This is a genomic window from Pseudomonas sp. BR20 (genome assembly GCF_050780135.1).
Lineage (GTDB): Bacteria > Pseudomonadota > Gammaproteobacteria > Pseudomonadales > Pseudomonadaceae > Aquipseudomonas.
In genome coordinates this window covers 1,575,073-1,594,469 of record NZ_CP172012.1, presented here as the reverse complement: position 1 = coordinate 1,594,469, position 19,397 = coordinate 1,575,073, and the positions used below count along the sequence as shown (strand labels likewise).

Here is a 19,397-nt window from a genome sequence, read left to right as displayed (position 1 = left end):
CCATGCGCCAACCCGATATCGAGATTTACCTGAAGGACGCCGACGTCGACTACAAGGCTATCGCCGCCTGGCTGGGCGCCGCCCTGGGCCCTTGCAGCGACTGGGTCCAACGTGGCCAGACCTACAAGTGCAAGGCCGGCAATGTGCCGGTCACCTGGCTGCCGAAAGCCGTGGGCAAGTGGAACAGCCTGTACCTGGAAAGTGACCAGACGCCGTGGGAAGACGACATTGCCTGCGCCCGCGCTGCGTTTGCTGCACTGAACGTGGAAGTGCGCTGCGCGCCGGGAAGCTGGGTCGAGGAGGAAGGTGAGGAAAGCGCCGACACCTGGATTCGCATCAGCGCAGACGGTGAAGAGCAGATCACCTGGAAAACTGCCTGAGCCTGAACAGTAAACCACAATCAACATGTGGGAGGGGGCTTGCCCCCGATAGCGGTGTATCAGCCAATGTATTCAGTGACTGACACTCTGCCATCGGGAGCAAGCCCCCTCCCACATGGGTTCAGTGATGAACTACAGACCGACCACATCCTCTGCCTGCAACCCCTTCTCGCCAGTCACCACGGCATATTCCACCTGCTGGCCCTCGGCCAACGAACGGTGGCCATCGCCGCGAATGGCGCGGTAGTGCACAAACACATCCTTGCCATCTTCACGCTGGATAAAGCCATAGCCCTTGGCGTCGTTGAACCACTTCACATTGCCTGTCTCGCGCGTTGTCATCTGTTCACTCCCACTTGATTGTTATTGTTGAGCCGGTCGCGTTGAACTGCCGAGTATAAGACAGGCTCAAAAACGATCAACTCAAGTTTACATCGCTGCTTTTTTGCCGATTTTCGGCGAATACGGCACACTACCCGCCCGAGCGCCTGCTCGGTTTTTCCCACTTGAAGCAGCTCGCCTATGACCCGCTCCCCGTTCCGCCGTCTGGTATTTGGCACCTTGCGCCGACTGTTGTACCTCTGGGTTCGCTCGGAGACGATCAACCAGTCGTCCCTAACCCTTAACCTCGACCGCAGCCGGCCGGTGTTTTACGTCCTGCAATCGCCCTCCCTCACCGAATTGGCCGTGGTCGATGCCGAGTGCACCAAGGCCGGCCTGCCGCGCCCGGTGCTGCCGGTATCGGTAGGCCCGTTGATGGAACCCGCGGCGTTCTTCTACCTCACGCCCGAGCCGGACTGGCTGGGGCGTCAGGACAAGCGCGGCGCCCCGCCGACCCTGACCCGACTGGTCAACACCCTCAGCGAACACGCCGAAGAGAATGCACAAATCATTCCGGTCAGCGTGTTCTGGGGGCAAACCCCTGCCAGCGAGTCCAGCCCGTGGAAACTGCTGTTTGCCGACAGCTGGGCGGTCACCGGGCGTCTACGCCGGTTGTTGAGCATCCTGATCCTGGGACGCAAGACCCGCGTGCAATTCTCCGCGCCCATCAACCTGCGTGAATTGATCGAGCACAATAAAGGCCACGAACGCACCGTTCGCATGGCCCAACGCATCCTGCGCGTGCACTTTCGTAACCTGAAGACTGCGGTGATTGGCCCCGATTTGTCCCACCGGCGCAATCTGGTGAAAGGCCTGGTCAACATGCCGCTGGTGCGCCAGGCCATCCTTGACGAAGCCGAGCGGGAAAAAATCAGTCCGGAAAAAGCCAAGGCCCTGGCCCTGCGCTACGGCAATGAGATCGCCTCGGACTACACCTACACCGCGATCCGCTTCCTGGAAGTGGTGCTGAGCTGGTTCTGGAACAAAATCTACGACGGCATCAAGGTCAATAACATCGAGGGCGTGCAAAAGGTTGCCCAGGGCTACGAGGTGATTTATGTGCCTTGCCACCGCAGCCATATCGACTACCTGCTGCTGTCCTACCTGCTGTTCAAGAACGGCCTGACCCCGCCGCATATCGCCGCCGGCATCAACCTGAACATGCCGGTGATCGGCAGCCTGTTGCGCCGCGGCGGTGCGTTTTTCATGCGCCGCACCTTCAAGGGCAACCCGCTGTACACCTCGGTGTTCAACGAATACCTGCATACCCTGTTCACCAAGGGCTTCCCGGTGGAGTACTTCGTCGAAGGTGGACGCTCGCGCACCGGGCGCATGTTGCAGCCGAAGACCGGGATGCTGGCCATCACCCTGCGCAGCTTCCTGCGTTCCTCGCGCATGCCGATCGTGTTCGTGCCGGTGTATATCGGCTATGAGCGCGTGCTCGAAGGCCGTACGTATCTCGGCGAGCTGCGTGGGGCGAGCAAGAAGAAAGAGTCGATCTTCGATATTTTCAAAGTGGTCGGCGCACTCAAGCAGCGCTTTGGCCAGGTCGCGGTCAACTTCGGCGAGCCGATCAAGCTGGCGGAATTCCTCGACGCCGAGCAACCGGACTGGCGCGCCCAGGAACTGGGCCCGAACTACAAACCGGCCTGGCTCAACGAAACCACCAACCGCCTCGGCGAGCAGGTGGCCCGCCACTTGAACGAAGCCGCCGCGGTGAACCCGGTGAACCTGGTCGCCCTGGCGCTACTGTCCACCACACGCCTGGCCCTGGATGAACAGGCCATGGCCCGCCAGTTGGACCTGTACCTGGCGCTGCTGCGCCGCGTGCCTTATTCGCCGCACACCACCTTGCCCGAAGGCGACGGCCTGGCGCTGATCAAGCACGTCAAGGACATGGATCTATTGTCGGAACAGAGCGATGCCCTGGGCAAGATTCTGTACCTGGACGAGCAGAACGCCGTCCTGATGACCTACTACCGCAACAACGTGCTGCACATCTTCGCCCTGCCGGCGCTGCTGGCCAGCTTCTTCCAGAGCAGCTCGCGGATGAGTCGCGAACAGATCCTGCGCTATACCCATGCGCTGTACCCGTACCTGCAATCGGAGCTGTTTATCCGCTGGTCGCTGGAAGAGCTGGATACCGTGGTCGATCAATGGCTGGACGCGTTCGTCGAACAAGGCCTGCTGCGCTTCGAAAACAACGTGTACCTGCGCCCGGCACCGAGCTCACGACACTTCGTGTTGCTGACGCTACTGTCCAAAACCATCGCACAGACCCTGCAACGCTTCTACATGGCGATCTCGCTGCTGCTCAACAGCGGCCAGAACAGCATCAGCGCCGAAGAACTGGAAGACCTGTGCACAATCATGGCCCAGCGCCTGTCGATCCTGCATGGCCTCAACGCCCCGGAATTCTTCGACAAGAGCCTTTTCCGACATTTCATCCAGACCTTGCTGGAGCAAGATGTGCTGCGCCGCGACGAGGCCGGCAAGTTGAGCTACCACGATCTGCTCGGCGAACTGGCCGAAGGCGCGGCCAAACGCGTGTTGCCCGCGGAGATTCGCCTGTCGATCCGCCAGGTGGCCTTGCACCGTGTGGATGGTGCGGCGGAAGCGCCGGTGGAAGCAGAAGAAACACGCTAGATTGAACAAGGCGCCAGTTGGATGCTGGCGCCGTTGAAAAGGAGCTGCACCATGAAAAAAATCATTCTCCTGGGCCTCACCGCCCTGCTGGGAGCCTGCCAATCCATGCATCCCACCCCCAAGGCCAGCCTCGACGGCGAAGTGTTCTACCTGCAACGCATTGCCCTGCCACCCGCCGCCACCTTGAGTGTCAGCCTCCAGGACGTGTCCCTGGCGGATGCACCCGCCGTGACCCTCGCCGAACAGAAAGGTCCGGTCAAAGGCCAGGTACCGCTGCCGTTTCACCTGACCTACGACCCGGCACAGGTCAAGCCGGGCCACAGTTATTCGGTGAGCGCTCGCATCGAACTGGATGGCAAGCTACTGTTTATCACCACCGAACGGCACACAGTGCAGCTCAACGGCCAGGATCCACAGCCGCTGCGCGTGCGCGTGAACGCCGTAGCACCCTGACTTCGAACATAAGGAAGCGCCCATGCTCCGCAACTCCCTTCGCCTCACTGCCCTGTGTGCCGGCCTGCTGCTCGGCGCCAATGCCATGGCTCTGGACCTCAGTAGCCTGTCCCAGGGCGACGCCAGCGGCGGCCTCAAGGACGCCTTGACCCAAGGCGCACAGATCGCCGTAAAACAACTCGGTGTACCCGGCGGTTTCAGCAACAACCCTGAAGTGAAGATCGGCCTGCCGGGCAAGCTGGGCAAAGTCGCCGAAAAACTGAAAATGTTCGGCATGGGTGACCAGGTCACGCAGTTGGAAGACAGCATGAACAAAGCTGCTGAAACCGCCGTGACCCAGGCCCAGCCGATCCTGGTCAACGCGGTGAAAAACATGAGCGTGACCGACGCCAAGGGCATCCTCAGCGGCGGCCAGGACTCCGCCACCCAGTACTTGAACAAGAGCAGTCGCGAACAGATCCGCGCCAAGTTCCTGCCGATCGTCAAGGCCGCCACCGACAAAGTGGGTGTGGCCCAGCAATACAACGCCCTGGCCGGCAAGGCCGCCGCATTTGGCGCCGTGGATGCCAAGAGCGCCAACGTCGAAAACTATGTGACCGAGCAGGCGCTGGATGGTTTGTTCAAGATGATTGCGCAGCAGGAAGAGACGATTCGCAAGAACCCGGCGGCTGCGGCCACCAGTTTGGCGAAGAAAGTGTTCGGCGCACTTTAAACGGCAGGCAAGACAGTACTGAGCCACGAAAAAGCCCTGATGACCTCAGGGCTTTTTTGTTTCTTGCTGCAGCGCCAGGGGTCAAAGCATTCAACGCTCATGACCCAAGCCATAAGGGGTACTTTTAATAACGTATCCAAGGCCTGCCCGGAAGACTCGACAGGTTGATCGAGGTCTGGTTGGCGTTTAGGTTGTCGTTCAGGTTGTTATTGTGATTGTTGATATTGATGTTGATAGGTGGGTTCTGGCGCATCCCCCCTCCGAGCCCCATGCCACCGCCCAGCATCGAGCTCATGATTTGCAGCGGTAACGTGAATATAGGTAAAAGCATCATCTCTCCTTCCAATTCAATTTAAACCAACGCCCGGCGCCCGCGAGCTGCAGGTTCGCTGCATGCGGGCGGGTAATGCTGTGTGGCGAACAGGCTTGAATGGTTCCGTCCCTCGTAAGAAACAGCGCGATGTTCCAGCAGCCCCGTACATGCCAGATGAGCGGCCTGAGTGGGCCACGCGTTGAGACACCGTCATAACCGCAGCAGGACGGATCGCGTCAGTTGAGAATCGAGGTCGCCAGGCGGCCAAGCAGGACCGAGGCAAAACAACCAATGGCGAGCGCAGCAGTCCTGTTGATGACACGCGGCGTCAACCATTGACGCCCGCGCCCGACGACACCGACGCCGAATACGATCCAGGCCGACCCGACCGGAACCACGACCAATGCCAGCGTGCACATGAAGGAAAGGTAGCCGGTCCAGTGGGTAAACGTATCCGGTGGCGCGATCAACGAGGCGATCAACAGCCCTTTTGGATTCATCACCGTCATCCAGAAAAAATACCCACCCGTGAAGCGATCCTGGGTCACACCGTCCGAGGTTTTTGCGCTGCGCCATAAGCGCCAGGACACCACGAGCAAGTAAGTACCCGCCGCCAACTGGATCAGTTTGACGGCCCAAGGGGAGTAAGCGGCCAGGTAGAGCAACGCTACGCCCCACACCGAGACTTGCAGCACGTAGGCCAGGCACTCGATAAATACCAGTGTCCACGAAGCCCGGAACCCGAACAGCCCCCCTGCACGAAACAGCAGGGTATTGGTCGGGCCGGGGGCGAGCAGCAACAACATCAGGGCAGAAACAGTGGCCAGCATGATTACTCGACGTCCTTCCTCACTCGGAACCACGCAGCATACAGGGCCGGCAGGAACAATAGGGTCAATGCCGTCGCCACGATCAAGCCGCCCATGATCGCCACCGCCATCGGCCCGAAGAACACACTGCGTGACAGCGGGATCATCGCCAGCACCGCCGCCAGGGCGGTCAGCACAATCGGGCGGAAACGCCGCACCGTAGCTTCGATAATCGCCTGCCACGGCGCCAGGCCGGCCTTGATATCTTGCTCGATCTGGTCCACCAGGATCACCGAGTTGCGCATGATCATCCCAGACAACGCGATGGTCCCGAGCATGGCCACAAAGCCGAAGGGCTGGCGGAACACCAGCAGGAACAGCGTCACACCAATCAGGCCCAACGGCGCGGTCAGAAAAACCATCGCGGAGCGTGAGAAGCTGCGCAGTTGCAGCATCAGCAAGGTCAGCACCACCACGATAAACAGCGGCACGCCGGCCTTCACCGAGTTCTGCCCGCGAGCGGAGTCTTCGACGGTGCCACCGACTTCCAGCAGGTAGCCATCCGGCAGTTCGGCGCGCACGCCTTCAAGGGTTGGCAGGATCTGCTGCACCAGGGTCGCCGGTTGTTCCTTGCCGTAGATATCGGCGCGCACGGTCACCGTCGGCAGACGGTTGCGGTGCCAGATAATGCCCTCTTCAAAGCCGTATTCGAGAGTGGCGATCTGCGACAGGGCCACGCTTTTACCGTTGTCAGTCGGCACCGCCAGGCTTGGCAACAGCGACAACTCGGTGCGTTCGTGGACGGTGCCGCGCAGGAGGATTTCGATCAACTCGTTGTCCTCCCGATATTGGCTGACGCTGGAGCCGGTCAGTGAGCTTTGCAGGAATTTCGACAGGTTGGCGGTACTGACGCCGAGTGCGCGGGCGCGGTCCTGGTCGATATTGAGGTAGACGATCTTGCTCGGCTCTTCCCAGTCCAGGTGCACGTTGACCACGTGGGTATTTTCACGAACCTTGGCCGCGACTTTCCGCGCAAGGGCGCGGACTTCCTCGATGTGTTCGCCGGTGACGCGAAACTGCACCGGATAGCCCACGGGCGGGCCGTTCTCCAGGCGGGTGACACGGGAGCGCAGGTCGGGAAATTGTTCGTTAAGCGTTTCGATCAGCCAGGTGCGCAGGCTTTCGCGTCCCTCGATGGTTTTAGCCAACACCACGAACTGCGCAAAACTGGCCGCTGGCAGTTGCTGGTCCAGTGGCAGGTAGAAACGCGGCGAACCGGTGCCGACGTAGGCCACATAGTTATCAATGCCGGCGTGCTCCTTGAGCAAGGCTTCCAGGCGCTTGACCTGGTCAGCGGTATTGCTCAGGGAAGCGCCTTCAGCTAGTTTCAGGTCGACCATCAGCTCCAGGCGGCCCGAGGCCGGGAAGAACTGTTGTGGCACAAAGCGAAACAACGCCACCGAGCCGATAAACAGCAGCAACGTCAGCACAATCACGGTTTTGCGCCGACGCACGCACCACTCCACCAAGCGTCTTACACGTTGGTAGAACGGCGTGCCGTAGGGATCCGGACCATCGGTGCCGTGTTTGGCCGCGTGAATCTTCGCCAGGTCCGGCAGGAGCTTTTCCCCCAGGTACGGCACAAACACCACGGCGGCGACCCATGAGGCGAGCAACGCGATGGTCACCACCTGGAAAATCGAGCGCGTGTATTCACCTGTGCTCGACTGCGCAGTAGCAATCGGCAGGAAGCCCGCCGCCGTGATCAGCGTGCCGGTGAGCATCGGGAAGGCGGTGCTGGTCCAGGCAAAACTGGCAGCTTTGAGCCGGTCGTAGCCCTGCTCCATTTTGATTGCCATCATTTCCACGGCGATGATCGCGTCATCCACCAGCAAGCCGAGGGCCAATACCAGCGCACCGAGGGAGATCTTGTGCAGGCCGATGCCGAGGTAATACATGGTGGCAAAGGTCATTGCCAGCACCAGCGGTATCGCCAGGGCCACCACCATGCCGGTGCGTACCCCCAGGGAGAAGAAGCTCACCAGCAATACAATGGCCAACGCCTCGGCCAACACCTGCACGAATTCGCCGACGCCGGTTTTCACCGCTGCCGGTTGGTCTGACACCTTGCGCAGCTCCATGCCCGCCGGCAGGTTCTTTTGCAAGCGTGCGAATTCGCCTTCGAGAGCCTTGCCCAGCACCAGAATATCGCCGCCATCACGCATGGCCACGGCCAGTCCGATAGCATCCGCCCCCATGTAACGCATGCGCGGCGCCGGTGGATCGTTGAAGCCGCGGTGAATGTCGGCAACATCGCCGATGCGGAAGGTTCGATCAGCGACACGAATAGGAAAATTGCGGATCTCTTCCACCGTCTTGAAGTTACCCGACACACGCAGTTGCACACGCTCGCTCGGGGTTTCAAAGAAGCCGGCAGTGGACACCGCGTTCTGCTCCTGCAACGCCTGCTGTACAGCGGCCAACGGCAGGCCGAGGGTGGCGAGCTTGAGGTTGGACAGCTCGATCCAGATCTTCTCATCCTGTAGGCCAAGTAACTCGACCTTGCCCACATCCGCCACCCGTTGCAGCTGAATCTGGATGCGGTCGGCGTAGTCCTTAAGTACGGCATAGTCGAAGCCGTCGCCGGTCAGGGCGTAGATATTGCCGAAGGTGGTGCCGAACTCATCGTTGAAAAACGGCCCCTGGATATCCGGCGGCAAGGTTTGCCGGATGTCGCTGATCTTCTTGCGCACCTGGTACCACAGCTCAGGAATCTTCACAGAGTGCATGGAGTCGCGCGCAATGAAGGTGACGGTGGACTCTCCCGGGCGAGAGAAGGAGACGATGCGCTCGTATTCGCCGGTCTCCATCAGTTTTTTCTCGATGCGCTCGGTGACCTGGCGCGAGACTTCCTGGGCCGTAGCGCCGGGCCAGTTGGTCTTGATCACCATGGCTTTGAAGGTGAACGGTGGGTCTTCGCTTTGCCCCAGCTTGGTATAGGACAAGGTACCGACCACAGCCAGCAGGATCATCAGGAACAGTACGATCTGGCGGTTACGCAACGCCCATTCGGAAAGATTGAAAGCCATCGGGGACTACTCCTTGGCCGCCAGGTTCACTATACGGTTGGAGCCATCCACCGGGCGCACTTGCTGGCCCTCGTGGAGCACATGCACGCCTGCTGCGACCACCCAGTCGGTGGGGGTCAAGCCCTCCAGCACTGGTACGGTTTTTTCGCCGAAGGCACCGATGCGTACCGGTGTGCGCTTGAGGGTGCTGTCCGGCTGTACACGCCAGACGTAGGACGCACCGTTCTCCGCACTCAGGGCAGACAGCGGCACCGACAGCGGAATAACTCCATCGGTCTGTATGAATACGCGAGCGCTTTGACCCAGTTCCGCCGGGACTTTGCCGCCGGTGAAGGCAACGCGAGCCGCGAAGGTGCGCGATTTTGGATCCGCCGCAGGCGACAGTTCACGAATGCGCCCGGTGAAACGCTGGTCCGGTTGGCTCCACAATTCCACGGCTACCGGCTGACCGATCTTGAAGCGCCCAAACCCTTGTTCGGGCAGGCTGATGAGCACTTCACGCTCGCCATCGGTGGCCAGGGTGAACACGGTCTGGCCAGCGGATACCACTTGGCCGACTTCCACCACGCGCCTGGCGACGACGCCATCCTGGGGAGCACGCAATACGGAGTAACCGGCCTGGTTACTGGCCACGTCGAACTCGGCCTTGATCTGCTTGAGGCGAGCTTCGCCGGAACGGTAAAGGTTTTCGGAATTGTCGTACTGGGAACGGCTGACCATCTGACGGTCCATCAGAGTCTTGTAGCGATCACGCTCGGCGCGCACCAGGCTCAGGTTGGCCTCGGCAGCGGCCACCTGGGCACGGGCGGCCTCCAGTTGCAGGCGCACATCCTGAGGGTCAAGTTCCGCCAGTGCCTGGTTGGTCTTGACCCGCTCGCCCTCCTCCACCAGACGCTTGCTGACTTTGCCACCGATGCGAAAGGCCAGGTCCGGCTCATAACGAGCGCGTACTTCACCCGGGTAGCTGTCCGTCGACTGCGCCGAGGGCTGCGGCTGCACCACCATGGCCGGGCGGACGGTAGTCTGAATCGGGTCTTCATGGCCGCAAGCGGCCAACAGGAAGACCAGGCAGACAGGCAACGCAAAGGGCAGGAAAGTGCTGCGCATGCTGAAGGACCTTTCGCAAATGAAGCTAGGAATAATTATACTGGCCGGTATGTTATTAATACCAAACTCACCAGTCCAGTATTAAAGGTGAAAATGTCCGACAATCGTGTAAACACCAATAGCCCTGGGCGTCCCAAGGACATGGCAAAACGCCAGGCTATCCTCTCGGCAGCGAAAACCCTGTTCTTGAGCAACGGCTACGCCAACACCAGCATGGATGCCGTGGCCCATGAGGCCGGCGTGTCTAAACTGACCGTCTACAGCCACTTCACCGACAAAGAAACCTTGTTCACCGCCGCTGTGGTGGCCAAGTGCGAGGAACAATTGCCGGTGATGTACTTCGAACTGCCCGAAGGCATGCCGGTGGAAACGGTATTGTTGAATATCGGGCGGGGGTTCCATCGGCTGATCAACAGTGAAGAGTCGGTGAACCTGCATCGTCTGATGATGACCACCGGCAATCAGGACGTGAAACTCTCCCAAATCTTCTTTGAAGCCGGGCCCATGCGCATGCTCCAGGGCATGGAACGCCTGCTCGGCAAGATTGACCAGAGCGGCGCCCTGAGCATCGACAGACCGCTTACCGCGGCCGAGCACTTCTTCTGCCTGCTAAAGGGCACGGCGAACTTTTGCCTGCTTTATGGCTGTGGGGGGCGACTGAGTGAAGAAGCCGCCGAAGCCCATGTGCAGGAGGTGGTGGGGTTGTTTATGCGGGCCTATAGGCCTTGAGCGGGCTCGCTACAAGTTCTAGCGTACCTTTTAAGGCTTGAGTGCTTTCTTGGGATAAATGTCATACCGGCTGGACTTGCCATCCAGCGCATGGCTCGGCTTGGGCCCCTCGATGCAGGGCGCCTTGCGCGGGCGCTTCACCACCACGCGGTGGCTGGCCAGGGCCAGGGCGGCAGCCAGCAAGGACGGTGCGTCCGGGTCATCGCCCACCAACGGGCGGAACAGGCGCATTTCTTTCTTTACCAGGGCGGTTTTCTCACGGTGAGGGAACATCGGGTCGAGGTAAATCACCTGGGGCGGCTCCCCTTGCCAATTGAGCATCACGTCAATGGAGTTGCCCTTGAGCAGCTTCATGCGCGCGACGATGGGCGCCACCTCAAAATCCTGCGCGCCGCGCGCCAGGCCATCTTCGAGCAGGGCACCGATCAGCGGTTGGCGCTCGATCAGGCTCATCTCGCAGCCCAGGCTGGCCAGCACGAACGCGTCCTTGCCCAGACCGGCCGTGGCATCCAATACACGGGGGCGCACGCCTTGGGCAATGCCCACGGCCTTGGCAATCATCTGCCCGCTGCCGCCGCCATATAGCCGCCGGTGAGCCGCGCCGCCTTCGACAAAGTCCACCCGCACCGGCCCCGGTGCGTCAGGCCCAAGCTGTTGCAGTTGCAGGCCGTGCTCCCCTACCTGCAGGGAAAAATCCGCCTCCGCGAGCTGTAAAGGCAAGCCGAGCTGTTCAGCCCACTGCTCGGCCCGGGCCTGGAAACCTTCGCCCAAGGCCTCGACCTGGATGCGGCTGGCCGCTGGTTGTTCGCTCATCAATCGCTACGCTCAAAAATATTAAGGATCGGCAAACAACGGCCGATAAAAACAACAGTCAGGTATTTTGCCAGAGCTGAGCGTCGACCGAGAAAAATGTCAGACATTCTCCCCCTAACCATCGGTGTACTGCCGACCCATAACCACTACGGCCTGCGCAATACTCAAGCGCTGGCCGGGGTGAGTCATGTGTGGCAGGACTTCTTCGCCCGGGCGCTGGCCGAGCAGCTCGGTGAAACGCCGGACGCGCTCGCCGCCAAGGCGCCTGCACCGGCGGACCCGGCAGTAGAGCCCAGCGCCGGCGCCGACCTGTTGTCGCAGATCCTCACCCAGCGTGAGTGCGACGTCAAAGACACCGAGATCGCCCCACCTGAGCCGCTGTTCCTGCCCATCGCCGAATTCGAAACCGAGCTGCTGCCACCGGCCGCCACGCCATTCCCGCAGGAAGAAATCGTCGCTCAACAACGCCAGCAGAATTTCGAAAGCACTTGGGTTCGCCCCATCGTCCTGACTGCCGGCCAGCCGCTGCCTGAGCCCGGCCCAGCGCCGGAACCACGCCCTCTGCACTTGCCGATTGCCGAGTTCGAACTGGACCTGTTGCCACCACCTGCCACGCCTTACCCAACCGAAGAACTGCTGGCACAGCAAAAGGCGCTGGACTTCGACTACCACTGGGCACGCCCACTGATCACCCACAACCTGCGCCTGGCGGCCTAGCGACACACCCACCAACGGCCCATGTCCAGATGGAAATGGTTGCGGTGCGCGGCGTTGTAGTCCGGGCTCAACACCACATTGAAAGCATCACAGGCGCCATCGCGCACCTGGCGCAGGAACCGCGCACTGTCACCCTCCCCCGACCAATCCTTGAGCACGCTGATACTGCGCCCATCCGCCAGGCGAAACCCGGCGATATCCAGGGCATTCGCGGACGCATGTTGGCTCAGACGCCCTTCGGCACGGTTATACATGTTGCGACAGGCAAAACTGCCCAGGTGATCGACCCGCGTCACCGCTTGGCCGAACACCGCCTGCGCCGCTGGCTGCAGGCTATGACGCTCGAACAGCGCGAACGCCACGGCCAACGGACAGCTGGCGAGAAAGCTGCTGCTTAATGCCACGTCTGCCCCCTGCACACGCAAGGTATTGCGCAGCGGACAGGCAGCGTCGGCGGGCGTGTCAGCCTGATGGCTGACCCGCAGGCCAGCGGTTTTCAGCACCTGGTCGCACAGCGCGGGGTCGTCCTGCAGGCGTCCCAACTTGTAGCGGGTCAACAGGTTAGGGCTGGACCGTACATCCAGCGGCGACCAGGGGTTCCATTCAGCCGGCAACGGCAGCCAGCCACGCCATACACCCACGGCAAATGCGCCGCCGAGCACCAGCAGTGCACCCAGCACTTTGAAAAAACGCACGGCTTAGTCCTTGAAGAACTGATTGGCCTTGCTGAAGGGCATCGAGCGCTCGGTAAAGCTGAAGGTGCCCAGCTCATACACTTCCTGGGCCGCTCGGTAGAATTCACCATAGGCCGCCAGTGCCATGGCCGAGCCCACGCTGATGCGCTTTACCCCCATCGCGCTCAATTGCGCCACGCTGAGTTTCAGGCCGCCGGACATCAACACGTTCACCGGCTTTGGCGCCACGGCCTTGACCACCGCGAGCACGTCCTCGGCACTGCGCAGGCCCGGCGCATAGAGCACGTCGGCACCGGCTTCGGCGTAGGCCTGCAGGCGGCGAATGGTGTCGGGCAGATCCAGGCGACCATGCAGGAGGTTTTCCGCGCGGGCCGTCAGTGTGAAGGGGAATGGCAAGCTGCGGGCAGCGGCGACGGCAGCTTCCACGCGCTCTACGGAGAGGTCGAAGGGATAGATTGGGTCGACGGCAATGCCGGTGGCATCCTCGATAGAGCCACCGACGATGCCGCTGCCGGCGGCACTCAGTATGGCCTGTGCACACCCTTCGGGGGTGTCGCTGAAACCGTTTTCCAGGTCGGCCGCCACCGGCAGCGCGGTAGCCTTGGCGATCATGGCGGCATTGCGCAAGGTGTCTTCCAGGGACAATGCCCCTTCCGCGTCCGGGCGCCCCAGGCTGAACGCATAACCTGCACTGGTCGTGGCCAGGGCTTCAAAGCCAAGGCTGGCGAGCATCACGGCAGAGCCCGCGTCCCATGGATTGGGCATCACGAAGGCGCGGTCGCGCTCATGCAGGGCCTTGAAGGTTTCGGCGCGAAGGGTTTGGGCATCCATGACTGACTCCTGGCGGGAAAAGAGCCCTAGAGTAACCCCAGTTGTTCCGCTTCGGGTTGCCGATCCAACGTCGGCAGTGCCGGAAGGCCGGGCAGGCGCACCATCAACTTGGCGTGGAAACGCAGGGCCAGTTGTGCGGCCAGGCGGTTGTCCGAGGTGTGCAGGAATACGTAGGGCGTGCGGCCTTCTTCGATCCAACCAGCGATTTTTTCCACCCACGGGAGCAGGAACGGGTCATTGGCCTCAAGCTCCGGATGACCGATAAAACGCACTTGGGGGAACTGGGTCAGCGCTGCCGGACGGGGCGGCACCTTGGGCTTTTTCGATTGTGCATGCAGCACCGCGGCTGAAGTTGACGTGCAACTGAACAACGCGCGCGGATCGAGACAGATGCGCTCGACACCTCGATCACGCAGCAAGCGGTTGAGCGTACGTTCGGCATCCCCCCTGGCGAAGAACTCAGGGTGGCGTACTTCCACCGCCATCGGGCGTTCCAGGCCATCAATAAAGCCGGCCAGTTCAGCCAGGCGTTGCGGCGAAAAACTCGCCGACAGTTGCAGCCATAGCGGTGAAACACGTTCACCGAGCGGGCTCATCAAACCGACAAAACTTTCCGCTGCCGGCAATTGCTCACGCAAGTCACCACCGTGACTGATGTCACCGGGGAACTTGGCGGTGAAGCGAAAATCTTCGGGCATGATTTCAGCCCAGCGCTGCACGGTAGCGGCCGAGGGGCGAGCGTAGAACGTAGTATTGCCTTCAACGGCGTTGAAGACCTGGGAATAAAGGGCAAGGTAATCGCCGGAGCGGGCGTCGGCTGGGTACAAGTACTCGCGCCAGGCGTTTTCACTCCAGGACGGGCAGCCGAGGTAGTAAGGCAAGCGCATCAGATGTGGATGTCGAGACCCAGCACTTCCATATCCCATTCGACAAATCCGGCGGTGGTCAGGTAGCTGGCCAGGGCGGTGGCAACGCTTTTGCTCATGGAGCGCGGGAAGACCATGTCTTGCTGGCGGGCGGGAACGCCGCTGATGCGGGCTTGTGAACTGGCCTGCGCATCGGATTGGACCTCGATGAAATCGGGCGAATCCTCGACGGAGTCGTCCACCGTGGCGTTTGCCTTACGCGGCTTGCGCTTGATTGGGTACGACTGTGAGGAAAATCCATCAATACGCATAGGCGCGAACTCGCTATCAGTAATGGCATTTTGGCAGCACTGTCCGTCGCGCGCAAATGCTCTGGTGATAACTAGAACACATAATTTGAAAAAGGTTTAAAAACGAGGGCAAATTCTGACGATTGGAGACTTTTGCCTCAAATTGCCATCATTTTTGGCGTCAACTAATCCCTCTTTCCGCCTTGGTCTGCGCCACTTTATCGCGCAAGTAAACCGGTGCAGCCTGATCCGCAGGAATCGCCTCGCCACGTTCGAACGCAAAGCGCGCCAGGGTCAGCAGATCCTCGGCGTGAGGCAACAGGGCGGCGTCCTGGCCAGCGGGTTGAACGCCGATACGCTCGCCATAACCCCAGCCGGTGCCAGCGCCGAACCAGTCACCGCTGGCATCGGCGGGCAATACCGCCGATTCCGGTGGCTGCACGGCTTCCACGCCGACAAGGCGCATTTCGCCAGCCGTTTCGCGGTAGCAGCCCCAATACACTTCGTCCATACGTGCATCGATAGCCGCCGCCACCTGCCGGGCACCGTGTTCGCGCAAAGCGCGCTGAGCCAGTACGGCAAGGTTGGAGACCGGCAGCACCGGGCGCTCCAACGCAAAGGCCAGGCCCTGAACCACACCAATGGCGATACGCACACCAGTAAACGCTCCCGGGCCGCGGCCAAAGGCAATGGCGTCCACGGCAGACAGCGTGATGCCAGCGTCTTCGAGCAACTGCTTGATCATCGGCAACAGCTTCTGCGCGTGCAGGCGCGGGATCACCTCGTAGTGGCTTGTGACTTTGCCATCATGCAGCAAGGCAACGGAGCAAGCTTCAGTCGCGGTGTCCAGGGCCAGCAGGGTGCTCATCGGTGTGTGTGTCCAAGTCGAAAAAAAGTGCGCCAGTATAAACAACAACGGCCCGCAAGCGGGCCGTTGTGTATCGAGCCGACGAAGGATCAGCTCAGTGCTTGCAGCACCTTGGCGGTGATGGCTTCCACCGAGCCGACACCTGGGATGTGGCTGTACTTCGGCTTGCCCTGGGCTGCGGACAGCTTCTGGTAGAAATCCACCAGCGGCTTGGTCTGGGAATGGTAGACCGACAGGCGATGACGCACGGTTTCTTCAGTGTCGTCTTTACGCTGCACCAGGTCTTCACCGGTGACATCGTCCTTGCCTTCGACTTTAGGCGGGTTGTAGACGGTGTGGTACACGCGGCCAGAGGCTTCGTGAACGCGACGACCGGCAATACGCTGGACGATTTCTTCGTCTTCAACCGCGATTTCGACCACGGCGTCCAGCTCGACGCCGGCTTTCACCAAGGCTTCAGCCTGGGGAATGGTGCGTGGGAAGCCGTCGAACAGGAAACCGTTCTTGCAGTCTTCCTGGCTGATGCGTTCCTTGACCAGGTTGATGATCAGGTCATCGGAGACCAGGCCGCCACTGTCCATCACGCTCTTGGCGATCAGGCCCAGCTCGGTGCCGGCCTTGACGGCTGCGCGCAGCATGTCACCGGTGGAGATTTGTGGAATGCCGAATTTTTCAGTGATGAACTTTGCCTGAGTACCTTTACCGGCCCCGGGAGCTCCCAGCAGAATGACGCGCATCGATGTGCTCCTCAATTTTTTATAGAGATGACGCTCGGATTCGCCGCGTGGGGCCAATCTCGTAAAAATATGTGGCTCATAAAAATATGGGCCCAAGCCGCCCAAACGGCCAAAGGCTGATCAAGATACACAGCAGGCTCTAACCACACAAGCCGCCAAAAGTCGCAGGAACCCGCGCCACGCGTACGTCATAGGTAGGGTGTGCCTGAGTGCAACCAGCGCTGTAAACGCCGACCACCCCTTTCAGGGCGGCCGTCGTGGTTTATTCGCAAGCCTTTGAGAACACGCAAAAAACCTCAGCCGGTGTTGCGCAGGCCGGCCGCAATACCGGCCACGGACACCAGCAGCGCCTGTTCCAGAGGGCTGTCTTGCGCGGCTTCCTGGCGACGCGAGCGCGCCAGCAACTCGGCCTGCAACAGGTGCAGGGGGTCAAGATAGGTGTTACGCAGGCGGATGAACTCCAGGGTGTCAGGACTATGGGCCAGCAGTTGCGACTGGCCGGTCAGGCCAAGCACCACGCCGCATGCCTGCGACAATAGGTCGCGTAAGTGCGCCCCCAATGGCAACAGGTCCGGCTGCACCAGGCGCTCGTCATACAGGCGCGCAATATCGGCGTCGGCCTTGGCCAGGACCATTTCCAGCATATCGATGCGGGTGCGGAAGAACGGCCACTGTTCGCGCATCTGCCCCAGCAGTTCGCCTTCACCGCGTTCCAGGGCCTTGCTCAACGCAGCTTCCCAACCCAGCCAGGCCGGCAGCATCAGGCGGGTCTGGGTCCAGCCGAAGATCCACGGAATGGCGCGCAGGCTTTCTATACCACCGGCACGCCGCTTGGCGGGGCGACTGCCCAAGGGTAGACGGCCCAGCTCCTGCTCGGGGGTGGACTGGCGAAAATACTCGACGAATTGCGGATTTTCCCGCACCACTGCGCGGTAAGCGCTGACACCGTCGGCCGCCAATTCATCCATCAAGTGGCGCCACGCCGGCTCCGGTGGCGGCGGTGGCAGCAACGTCGCTTCCAACACGGCAGCCAAATAGAGATTGAGGTTCTGTTCAGCAATGTCCGGCAAGCCGAATTTGAAGCGAATCATCTCGCCTTGCTCGGTGGTACGGAAACGCCCCGCCACCGAACCCGGCGGTTGCGACAGGATCGCCGCGTGGGCCGGGCCGCCGCCACGCCCGACGGTCCCGCCGCGGCCATGGAACAACAGCAATTCCACCTGTTGCTCCCGGCAAATATCCACCAACCGCTCCTGGGCGCGGTACTGCGCCCAGGCGGCAGCGGTGGTGCCGGCGTCCTTGGCCGAGTCGGAATAGCCGATCATCACTTCCTGCGGGCCCTGCAAGCGCGCGCGGTAGCCCGGCAGCAGCAACAGTTGCTCGATCACGGGACCGGCGTTATCCAGGTCGGCCAGGGTTTCGAACAGCGGTACCACACGCATCGGCCGTTGAACGCCCGACTCTTTAAGCAGCAGCTGCACCGCCAATACATCCGAGGCGGCACCGGCCATGGAGATGACATACGAGCCTAACGATGCGGCAGGTGCGGCGGCCACTTCCTTGCAGGTGTTGAGCACTTCGGCCGTATCCGCCGACGGCTTGAAATAGCCCGGCAACAGCGGTCGACGGTTGGCCAGCTCCTTCATCAGGAAGCTGATACGCATGTCTTCGTTCCAGTCCTCGTACCGGCCCAGGCCCAGATAATCGGTGATTTCGGTCATGGCCGCCGAATGGCGACTGGAGTCCTGGCGTACATCCAGGCGCACCAGGAACAGACCAAAGGTTACGGCCCGGCGCAGGCAATCGAGCAACGGGCCGTCGGCGATCACGCCCATGCCGCATTCGTGCAGCGACTGGTAGCAAAGCTCCAGTGGCTCGAGCAGGTCGCGGTTGTTCTGCAACACCTCGGCAGGCGCCGGCGTGCTGCTGCTCAACGCGGTATGGGCCCATTGGCGCGTGGCGCGCAGGCGTTCGCGCAGTTGCTTGAGCAGGGCACGATAGGGTTCGACGCTATCGCCGACCTTGGCCTGCAACGCCGGGCTGGCCTTTTGCATCGACAGTTCGGAGGCCAGGTGGTCGATATCGCGCAGGTACAGGTCGGCAGCCATCCAGCGCGCCAGCAGCAACACCTCGCGGGTGACCGGCGCGGTGACATTCGGGTTGCCGTCACGGTCGCCGCCCATCCACGACGCAAAGCGGATCGGCGCGGCTTCCAGGGGCAAACGCAGGCCCGTCGCAGCGTGTAATGCCTGGTCGGCCTTGCGCAGATAATTGGGGATGGCGTGCCACAACGAATGCTCGATCACCGCGAAGCCCCACTTGGCTTCATCCACCGGGGTAGGCCGGGTGCGACGGATTTCTTCGGTGTGCCAGGCTTCAGCGATCAGGCGTTGCAGGCGCTGGCGGATCTGCTCGCGCTCAGCGGTGGTGAGGTCACGGTGATCCTGCAACGCCAGTTGCGCGGCGATAGCGTCGTATTTCTGGATCAGGGTGCGACGCGCCACTTCGGTGGGGTGGGCGGTGAGGACCAGTTCGATTTCCAGGCGTCCCAACTGACGGGCCAGGGACTCGTTGCTGTGGCCTTCGCCTTGCAGGCGGGCCAGCAACTCCGGCAAGACACGGGACTCGAACGGTGCCGGTTGCGACTCATCGCGCCGGTGAATCAACTGGTACTGCTCGGCGATATTGGCCAGGTTGAGGAACTGGTTGAAGGCCCGCGCCACGGGCAGCAGTTCGTCTTCCTGCAACTGATTGAGGCTGGCGCTCAGTTCATCACCAGCGGCTTTGTCCGGGGCGGCTCCGCGGCGGTCGGCCTTGGCGCCTTTGCGGATCTGCTCGATCTTGTCGAGGAAATCATCGCCGTACTGCTCTCGAATGGTGTTGCCCAACAGCTCACCCAGGAGGTGAACATCCTCACGCAAGCGTGCATCGATATCACTCATCAGCCAATCTCCAGCCAGA

General features: G+C 61.2%; 19 protein-coding genes. 6 read left to right on the top strand and 13 right to left on the bottom strand.

Features of this window, described 5'->3' with window-relative positions; translation table 11 throughout:
* Positions 1 to 2: 2 nt before the first annotated feature.
* Positions 3 to 380 (top strand): hypothetical protein, encoded by a 378-nt coding sequence (locus ACHPFG_RS07185; RefSeq protein ID WP_065948851.1) that lies wholly within the window; start codon positions 3 to 5, stop codon positions 378 to 380.
* Positions 381 to 512: 132 nt separating this feature from the next.
* On the opposite strand, the gene ACHPFG_RS07180 is transcribed toward ACHPFG_RS07185, so the two are convergent.
* On the bottom strand, positions 513 to 722 hold the full coding sequence (locus ACHPFG_RS07180) for a cold-shock protein (RefSeq protein WP_065886074.1): 210 nt from the start codon (positions 720 to 722) through the stop codon (positions 513 to 515).
* 180 nt (positions 723 to 902) lie between these two features.
* On the opposite strand from ACHPFG_RS07180, the gene plsB reads away from it, so the two are divergent.
* From plsB to ACHPFG_RS07165, 3 genes are read left to right on the top strand one after another with little or no spacing between them, the layout of a single operon-like run.
* The gene (plsB, locus tag ACHPFG_RS07175) at positions 903 to 3,407 is read left to right on the top strand and encodes a glycerol-3-phosphate 1-O-acyltransferase PlsB (protein WP_431701948.1); all 2,505 of its coding nucleotides are present in this window, start codon (positions 903 to 905) and stop codon (positions 3,405 to 3,407) included.
* 51 nt (positions 3,408 to 3,458) lie between these two features.
* A complete protein-coding gene (locus ACHPFG_RS07170) occupies positions 3,459 to 3,860 on the top strand; it encodes a YbaY family lipoprotein (protein WP_141605634.1) in 402 nt (133 codons plus the stop codon).
* A 22-nt stretch (positions 3,861 to 3,882) separates the two neighbouring features.
* Positions 3,883 to 4,572: a DUF4197 domain-containing protein gene (locus ACHPFG_RS07165; RefSeq protein ID WP_431701947.1), complete on the top strand. Its 690-nt coding sequence runs from the start codon at positions 3,883 to 3,885 to the stop codon at positions 4,570 to 4,572.
* Between the two features lie 124 nt (positions 4,573 to 4,696).
* Here the strand turns inward: ACHPFG_RS07165 and ACHPFG_RS07160 are convergent, their stop codons facing one another.
* The 4 genes from ACHPFG_RS07160 to ACHPFG_RS07145 all read right to left on the bottom strand — a co-directional run bounded on the left by ACHPFG_RS07160 (position 4,697) and on the right by ACHPFG_RS07145 (position 9,890).
* On the bottom strand, positions 4,697 to 4,903 hold the full coding sequence (locus tag ACHPFG_RS07160; protein WP_431701946.1) for a hypothetical protein: 207 nt from the start codon (positions 4,901 to 4,903) through the stop codon (positions 4,697 to 4,699).
* 218 nt (positions 4,904 to 5,121) lie between these two features.
* A complete protein-coding gene (locus ACHPFG_RS07155) occupies positions 5,122 to 5,715 on the bottom strand; it encodes a LysE family translocator (protein WP_431701945.1) in 594 nt (197 codons plus the stop codon).
* A 2-nt stretch (positions 5,716 to 5,717) separates the two neighbouring features.
* Positions 5,718 to 8,783 carry an efflux RND transporter permease subunit gene (locus ACHPFG_RS07150; RefSeq protein ID WP_431701944.1) on the bottom strand — a complete coding sequence of 1,022 codons (3,066 nt, stop codon included), beginning with the start codon at positions 8,781 to 8,783 and terminating at the stop codon, positions 5,718 to 5,720.
* Between the two features lie 6 nt (positions 8,784 to 8,789).
* Positions 8,790 to 9,890, bottom strand: coding sequence for an efflux RND transporter periplasmic adaptor subunit (locus tag ACHPFG_RS07145; protein ID WP_431701943.1), 1,101 nt, complete (start codon positions 9,888 to 9,890; stop codon positions 8,790 to 8,792).
* Positions 9,891 to 9,983: 93 nt separating this feature from the next.
* On the opposite strand from ACHPFG_RS07145, the gene ACHPFG_RS07140 reads away from it, so the two are divergent.
* Positions 9,984 to 10,619, top strand: a complete 636-nt coding sequence (locus ACHPFG_RS07140) for a TetR/AcrR family transcriptional regulator (protein WP_431701942.1) — start codon at positions 9,984 to 9,986, stop codon at positions 10,617 to 10,619.
* Positions 10,620 to 10,649: 30 nt separating this feature from the next.
* Here ACHPFG_RS07140 and ACHPFG_RS07135 read toward each other — a convergent pair whose 3' ends face one another.
* Positions 10,650 to 11,432 carry a class I SAM-dependent methyltransferase gene (locus ACHPFG_RS07135; RefSeq protein ID WP_431701941.1) on the bottom strand — a complete coding sequence of 261 codons (783 nt, stop codon included), beginning with the start codon at positions 11,430 to 11,432 and terminating at the stop codon, positions 10,650 to 10,652.
* Positions 11,433 to 11,528: 96 nt separating this feature from the next.
* On the opposite strand from ACHPFG_RS07135, the gene ACHPFG_RS07130 reads away from it, so the two are divergent.
* Complete coding sequence (locus ACHPFG_RS07130; protein WP_131697276.1) at positions 11,529 to 12,149, top strand: energy transducer TonB; 621 nt, start codon at positions 11,529 to 11,531, stop codon at positions 12,147 to 12,149.
* Here ACHPFG_RS07130 and ACHPFG_RS07125 read toward each other — a convergent pair.
* The 7 genes from ACHPFG_RS07125 to ppc form a co-directional block, all read right to left on the bottom strand.
* Positions 12,146 to 12,844, bottom strand: coding sequence for an extensin family protein (locus ACHPFG_RS07125; protein ID WP_431701940.1), 699 nt, complete (start codon positions 12,842 to 12,844; stop codon positions 12,146 to 12,148). The genes ACHPFG_RS07130 and ACHPFG_RS07125 overlap by 4 nt on opposite strands.
* A gap of 3 nt (positions 12,845 to 12,847) precedes the next feature.
* The gene (locus tag ACHPFG_RS07120; RefSeq protein WP_431701939.1) at positions 12,848 to 13,675 is read right to left on the bottom strand and encodes an isocitrate lyase/PEP mutase family protein; all 828 of its coding nucleotides are present in this window, start codon (positions 13,673 to 13,675) and stop codon (positions 12,848 to 12,850) included.
* Positions 13,676 to 13,701: 26 nt separating this feature from the next.
* Entirely contained in the window at positions 13,702 to 14,562 is an 861-nt protein-coding gene (locus ACHPFG_RS07115) for a DUF72 domain-containing protein (RefSeq protein WP_431701938.1), read from the bottom strand.
* Positions 14,562 to 14,852, bottom strand: a complete 291-nt coding sequence (locus ACHPFG_RS07110) for a hypothetical protein (RefSeq protein ID WP_065926482.1) — start codon at positions 14,850 to 14,852, stop codon at positions 14,562 to 14,564. The genes ACHPFG_RS07115 and ACHPFG_RS07110 overlap by 1 nt, the downstream gene beginning before the upstream one ends.
* Before the next feature lie 160 nt (positions 14,853 to 15,012).
* On the bottom strand, positions 15,013 to 15,699 hold the full coding sequence (gene tsaB / locus ACHPFG_RS07105; RefSeq protein WP_431701937.1) for a tRNA (adenosine(37)-N6)-threonylcarbamoyltransferase complex dimerization subunit type 1 TsaB: 687 nt from the start codon (positions 15,697 to 15,699) through the stop codon (positions 15,013 to 15,015).
* 89 nt (positions 15,700 to 15,788) lie between these two features.
* Positions 15,789 to 16,436, bottom strand: coding sequence for an adenylate kinase (gene adk / locus ACHPFG_RS07100; RefSeq protein WP_010212617.1), 648 nt, complete (start codon positions 16,434 to 16,436; stop codon positions 15,789 to 15,791).
* 296 nt (positions 16,437 to 16,732) lie between these two features.
* Entirely contained in the window at positions 16,733 to 19,378 is a 2,646-nt protein-coding gene (gene ppc / locus ACHPFG_RS07095) for a phosphoenolpyruvate carboxylase (protein ID WP_145335080.1), read from the bottom strand.
* Between the last annotated feature and the right edge of the window lie 19 nt (positions 19,379 to 19,397).

Bases quoted from the DNA above. Each gene is read 5' to 3' on its own strand.
- ACHPFG_RS07185 (WP_065948851.1), top strand. From the start codon at position 3: ATGCGCCAACCCGATATCGAGATTTACCTGAAGGACGCCGACGTCGAC.
- ACHPFG_RS07180 (WP_065886074.1), bottom strand. From the start codon at position 722: ATGACAACGCGCGAGACAGGCAATGTGAAGTGGTTCAACGACGCCAAG.
- plsB (WP_431701948.1), top strand. From the start codon at position 903: ATGACCCGCTCCCCGTTCCGCCGTCTGGTATTTGGCACCTTGCGCCGA.
- ACHPFG_RS07170 (WP_141605634.1), top strand. From the start codon at position 3,459: ATGAAAAAAATCATTCTCCTGGGCCTCACCGCCCTGCTGGGAGCCTGC.
- ACHPFG_RS07165 (WP_431701947.1), top strand. From the start codon at position 3,883: ATGCTCCGCAACTCCCTTCGCCTCACTGCCCTGTGTGCCGGCCTGCTG.
- ACHPFG_RS07160 (WP_431701946.1), bottom strand. From the start codon at position 4,903: ATGCTTTTACCTATATTCACGTTACCGCTGCAAATCATGAGCTCGATG.
- ACHPFG_RS07155 (WP_431701945.1), bottom strand. From the start codon at position 5,715: ATGCTGGCCACTGTTTCTGCCCTGATGTTGTTGCTGCTCGCCCCCGGC.
- ACHPFG_RS07150 (WP_431701944.1), bottom strand. From the start codon at position 8,783: ATGGCTTTCAATCTTTCCGAATGGGCGTTGCGTAACCGCCAGATCGTA.
- ACHPFG_RS07145 (WP_431701943.1), bottom strand. From the start codon at position 9,890: ATGCGCAGCACTTTCCTGCCCTTTGCGTTGCCTGTCTGCCTGGTCTTC.
- ACHPFG_RS07140 (WP_431701942.1), top strand. From the start codon at position 9,984: ATGTCCGACAATCGTGTAAACACCAATAGCCCTGGGCGTCCCAAGGAC.
- ACHPFG_RS07135 (WP_431701941.1), bottom strand. From the start codon at position 11,432: ATGAGCGAACAACCAGCGGCCAGCCGCATCCAGGTCGAGGCCTTGGGC.
- ACHPFG_RS07130 (WP_131697276.1), top strand. From the start codon at position 11,529: ATGTCAGACATTCTCCCCCTAACCATCGGTGTACTGCCGACCCATAAC.
- ACHPFG_RS07120 (WP_431701939.1), bottom strand. From the start codon at position 13,675: ATGGATGCCCAAACCCTTCGCGCCGAAACCTTCAAGGCCCTGCATGAG.
- ACHPFG_RS07115 (WP_431701938.1), bottom strand. From the start codon at position 14,562: ATGCGCTTGCCTTACTACCTCGGCTGCCCGTCCTGGAGTGAAAACGCC.
- ACHPFG_RS07110 (WP_065926482.1), bottom strand. From the start codon at position 14,852: ATGCGTATTGATGGATTTTCCTCACAGTCGTACCCAATCAAGCGCAAG.
- tsaB (WP_431701937.1), bottom strand. From the start codon at position 15,699: ATGAGCACCCTGCTGGCCCTGGACACCGCGACTGAAGCTTGCTCCGTT.
- adk (WP_010212617.1), bottom strand. From the start codon at position 16,436: ATGCGCGTCATTCTGCTGGGAGCTCCCGGGGCCGGTAAAGGTACTCAG.
- ppc (WP_145335080.1), bottom strand. From the start codon at position 19,378: ATGAGTGATATCGATGCACGCTTGCGTGAGGATGTTCACCTCCTGGGT.